The 4,761-nt window shown below is 37.2% G+C and carries 5 protein-coding genes; 4 read left to right on the top strand and 1 reads right to left on the bottom strand.

The features are described 5' to 3' along the window. Positions 1-44: 44 nt before the first annotated feature. Complete coding sequence (locus OZD61_RS04685) at positions 45-206, bottom strand: hypothetical protein (RefSeq protein ID WP_274980030.1); 162 nt, start codon at positions 204-206, stop codon at positions 45-47. A gap of 138 nt (positions 207-344) precedes the next feature. Here OZD61_RS04685 and carB point away from each other — a divergent pair, with 138 nt between their 5' ends. From carB to OZD61_RS04665, 4 genes are all read left to right on the top strand, one after another. Then, positions 345-3,719, top strand: a complete 3,375-nt coding sequence (gene carB / locus OZD61_RS04680; protein ID WP_274980029.1) for a carbamoyl-phosphate synthase large subunit — start codon at positions 345-347, stop codon at positions 3,717-3,719. 164 nt (positions 3,720-3,883) lie between these two features. Beyond that, entirely contained in the window at positions 3,884-4,099 is a 216-nt protein-coding gene (locus OZD61_RS04675; RefSeq protein ID WP_080717592.1) for a hypothetical protein, read from the top strand. Continuing rightward, positions 4,096-4,356 carry an IS110 family transposase gene (locus OZD61_RS04670; protein WP_274980028.1) on the top strand — a complete coding sequence of 87 codons (261 nt, stop codon included), beginning with the start codon at positions 4,096-4,098 and terminating at the stop codon, positions 4,354-4,356. The genes OZD61_RS04675 and OZD61_RS04670 overlap by 4 nt, the downstream gene beginning before the upstream one ends. Continuing rightward, on the top strand, positions 4,313-4,684 hold the full coding sequence (locus OZD61_RS04665; RefSeq protein WP_274980027.1) for a hypothetical protein: 372 nt from the start codon (positions 4,313-4,315) through the stop codon (positions 4,682-4,684). The genes OZD61_RS04670 and OZD61_RS04665 overlap by 44 nt, the downstream gene beginning before the upstream one ends. The last annotated feature ends 77 nt before the right edge of the window (positions 4,685-4,761 follow it).

The following is a 4,761-nucleotide window of genomic DNA, read 5'->3' as shown; positions in this document are numbered from 1 at the left end:
AAAAAACAAGATTTTCAATAGGTTGCTTATAATTCTGACTATAGTTAGCCTTTCATAAGTAGCGATGCAATAAAGCCATCCCAGACTGGGATGACACCTCTGGGCACTGCCATCATAAAGGAACCAGTGTCAGCTACTTGAATGACATCATTTTCTGTGCAATTTACCTTCAAAAATGAATGTTTGTACAGCTGTGTGTCAAGCACTGGAATCTGCCACGCAAATTGCAATGTTCGTACAGTTATGCGTCAAGCCTAAAAGTAATTAGCTAATAGGTTTAATAAAAATTCACATATACAGGAAAGATTGGTAACATTACTTGAATAGAGACCGTTATTGTAATTATGCCGAAACGCACAGATATAGAATCTATATTAGTAATAGGAGCAGGCCCAATAGTTATAGGTCAGGCATGCGAGTTTGATTATTCCGGAACGCAAAGCTGTAAAGTATTAAAAAGTGAAGGTTATAAAGTCATTTTGGTTAACTCCAACCCCGCAACTATAATGACAGATCCTGAATTCTCTGATGCAACTTATATTGAGCCGGTACTGCCTGAAATCATAGAGAAAATTATAATTAAGGAGAGGCCAGACGCAATATTGCCAACAATGGGCGGGCAAACAGCACTCAATTGCGCAATAAAACTTGCAGATGATGGAGTGTTAGACAAATACAACGTAGAATTAATAGGGGTAAATAGAGAAGCAATAAAAAAAGCAGAGGATAGAGAGTTATTCCGTCAGTCCATGGATAGAATAGGACTGAAATATCCCAAAAGTATCATTATAAAAAATCAAGAACAAATAAAAAAGGCTTTGGACTACGTTGGATTACCAGCAATCATCCGTTCATCATTCACTCTTGGTGGCGCAGGTAGTGGCATAGCATATAATAAAGAGGAGTTTTTCAATATCGCAGAAAGTGCTCTCAAAATTTCGCCAATAAATGAAGTTCAGATAGATGAATCAATTATCGGCTGGAAAGAGTATGAAATGGAAGTTATCCGCGATTGTAAAGATAACTGCATAATAGTCTGTTCGATAGAAAATGTTGATCCAATGGGAGTGCACACCGGAGATAGTATTACGGTTGCTCCTGCTTTGACTCTGCGTGATGCTGAATATCAACAAATGAGAAATGCATCTATAGCAGTGCTGAGGGAAATTGACGTTAGTGCCGGTGGTGCAAATGTTCAGTTTGCAGTGAACCCTAAAGAAGATGGAAGCCTCGTTGTAATTGAAATGAATCCAAGGGTTTCTCGCTCCTCTGCACTTGCTTCGAAAGCAACAGGCTATCCTATTGCAAAAGTTGTAACTAAACTTGCTATTGGCTATTCGCTCGATGAAATACGTAATGACTGCGCTCCAGTTATACCTGCTGCATTTGAACCAGTGATTGATTATATCGTCACTAAAATTCCTCGTTTTGAATTTGAGAAATTTAAGGGGACGAATTGTGAATTATCAACCTCCATGAAATCGGTGGGAGAAGTAATGTCTATAGGCCGCACTTTTAATGAGTCGCTGCAGAAAGCTTTTCGCTCGCTTGAAACTGGGCTCACGGGACTTGATGAAGTGTTTTCTGAAAATACTGATATTGATCACATCAGATCTCAATTAGCAAAATTGCTACCAAACAGATTGCTGATTGCTGCTGATGCAATGCGTCATGGAATTAGCATAGAAGAAATAAATTCAATTACAGGTTATGACTTATGGTTTTTGCAGAATATACAGCAAATCATCTTGGCTGAACAAAAAATCAAGGAAAACGTCCTCCCTGGAACTGCATATGAAATGTTAGAGCTGAAAAAAATGGGATTTTCAGATGCAAGATTGGCGAAATTAAGCAATAAGAAAGTAGAGCAAATCGAAGAAACAAGAAAAAAATTTGGCATCAAACAAGTTTATAAGCGTGTAGACACCTGTGCAGCTGAATTTGAATCGAGCACTGCTTATATGTATGGCTGTTATGAGGGAAACATTACAAATAGGACAGAATGCGAAGCGGACATTTCTGACCGAAAAAAGGTTGTCATTTTAGGAAGTGGTCCAAACCGCATTGGTCAAGGTATTGAATTTGATTATGCATGCGTGCATGCAGCTTCTGCCGCCAAAGAAATGGGGTATGAAACAATAATGATCAACTGTAATCCAGAAACTGTTTCAACTGACTACGATACCGCTGATCGTTTATATTTTGCCCCACTGATTGCGGAGGATGTGCTTGAAATACTAAGCAAAGAGCAAGAAAATGGCACACTGGTTGGTGTAATAGTTCAAATAGGTGGTCAAACACCTTTAAAGTTAGCCAAAGTGCTTAACGAGAGAGGTTTCAAAATTTTGGGAACTTCGTTTGATTCTATTGACCTTGCAGAAGATCGCATGAGGTTTAAAAATCTTGCTTTGCAACTTAATTTAAAACAACCTGAAAATTCTATCTGCCATTCAGTAGAAGAAGCGTTAACCAACGCAGAAAAGGTGGGGTTTCCACTAGTAGTCAGGCCATCATATGTCCTTGGCGGTCAGTCTATGTCGATTAGACACGATACTCAGAGCTTCAAAGAGTATGTCTTGAATCAAACCAAAATTTTTGAACACGGATCGCTGCTTCTTGATAAATTTTTAGTCAATGCAGTTGAGGTTGACGTTGATGCTGTATGTGATGGGGAAAAAGTTTTCATTGCAGCGGTCATGGAGCATATTGAAGAAGCTGGTATCCACTCTGGTGATTCAACATGCTCAATACCGACAAATACATTGAGTGACGAAGTAATAAAAGAGATTAAGCTACAAACTGAAAGAATAGCTCTTGCACTAGAAGTGAAAGGTCTGATAAACATTCAGTTTGCTGTTCAAGAGAATAGACCTCTTGCAGAACCTGTTTGTGATGAGAAATTTTTAGAAAAAATGCAGATGAGCACCACAGAATACTCGAATGTATTTGAGGAGCGCAGACAAGCTTTGACGACAAAATTGCCTTCAGAAATCGAGTTATGCAAGAGGTCTAGTGATGTATACATACTTGAAGTGAATCTAAGGGCTAGTCGCACAGTTCCTTTTATTTCCAAGGTAATCAATATTCCTATTGCAAAGCTTGCCACTCAGGTTGTTTTGGGTAAAAAATTGAATCAGGAAAACAAGCCTTTCAATCATTTTGCAGTTAAAGCTGCTGTTTTTCCATTTACCCGCTTTGCAGGAGTTGATACTTTACTTGGTCCTGAAATGAAATCAACAGGAGAAGTGATGGGAATTGACTCATCATTTGAAGCTGCACTTGCAAAAACGCACATAGCTGCAGGATACAAGTTACCAACAGAAGGAACAGCTCTGGTTTCAGTAAAAGATGATGATAAAAAGTATATATTGCCAGTTGCACGAATGTTGAAAGAACTGAGTTTTGAAATATATGCCACCAAAGGCACAGCTTCGTATCTGAACAATAACGGCATTGCTGCACAAGCTGTAAATAAAGTAAGAGAAGGCAGACCCCACATAGTTGATATGCTCAAAGATGGAAAAATAAATCTAGTGATTAATACTTCAAAAGGTGTAAAGTCAGTCTCAGACAGCAAAGATATCAGGAGAACTGCTATTTTGCAAAATATAGTTTACAGCACCACAGCTTCCGGAAGTAAAGCGTTAGTGCTTGCAATTCAATATGTAAAGAATAGCAAACTGGAAGTGAAATCATTACAGCAGATACAAAACGTTTAAATATCAAAACTAGAATAATTCACTCTCAAAATGCTAAAGAGAACATAATAAAAAGATGGAAATTTTGAAGGAAATAGTATACCTAAAGAATCAACTAGCGTAATTGAACAGCCAAATGCTGCAACGAATGCTCCACAATCTCACCTAGAGGACACTTCCCTTATATGTTAAGAACAAGTCTTTATAAATATCAAAGTAGTGAGATTAAAGACACACAGAGAAGAGGAATCGTCACGCCCCTTGATTATAAGAATCGTTGTTCAGCAAGGTTCTCTTCTCTGGTTTATTATACTGAAAGTTCCGAACAACTGATTGAGCTTTTAGGCTCGTATATAAGGCTGGAAAATGCAGTATATGTTATTATTACGGAGGAATTATGAATTCATCAAACATTATTGCTGGCATTGATGTTAGCAAAAGTAAATTAGATCTCCACATTCACCCACTTGAGCATTATAAAATATTTGAAAACAATGTACAATCCATTGGTGAAATGCTGGACTTTTTACGTTTGCATAATGTAACCAAAACTGGTCTTGAGGCAACTGGTGGATACGAAAAATTATGTGCCTATACTTTACTAAGCAATGGTTTTGAGGTGTACGTCATTCAACCAAGGTGGGAGAGACTATGCTAAAAGCCTTGGTATTACTACAAAAACTGATAAAATAGACTGCAGTATCATCTCACGTTATATTAATAATACAGATATGCGTGTTACTCCTTTAACAGTTAGTAATGGTAATATTGATTGCTTGAAACAAAAATTATCTCGTAGAAACCAACTTGTAGAAATAGCAAAAATACAAAAAACCCAAATCCAACAGGTAACTGATACATCTATAATCAAACAAATAGAGGAACTTCTTGCAATTTTACGTAATCAAATTAAAACTTTAGAAGATGAAATGATTACATTTATCGATCAAAACCAAGAGCTTAAAAGAAAATATATATATCAATAACTATATAGTAGCGGGATGACGGTTTTTCAAATTGTCGGTAAATCTAAGTCAGTTTAGCTATAGGCAGCAATTTTCTG

This window comes from Wolbachia endosymbiont of Drosophila bocki, from assembly GCF_028982005.1.
In the GTDB taxonomy this organism is placed as follows: Bacteria; Pseudomonadota; Alphaproteobacteria; order Rickettsiales; family Anaplasmataceae; genus Wolbachia; species Wolbachia pipientis.
Note: the sequence above shows the minus strand (reverse complement) of the source record. Positions and strands in the feature narration are given on the sequence as shown.

What these genes read in the sequence shown, in the direction of transcription:
- carB (WP_274980029.1), top strand. Translation starts at nt 345, where the DNA reads ATGCCGAAACGCACAGATATAGAATCTATATTAGTAATAGGAGCAGGC.
- OZD61_RS04675 (WP_080717592.1), top strand. Translation starts at nt 3,884, where the DNA reads ATGTTAAGAACAAGTCTTTATAAATATCAAAGTAGTGAGATTAAAGAC.
- OZD61_RS04670 (WP_274980028.1), top strand. Translation starts at nt 4,096, where the DNA reads ATGAATTCATCAAACATTATTGCTGGCATTGATGTTAGCAAAAGTAAA.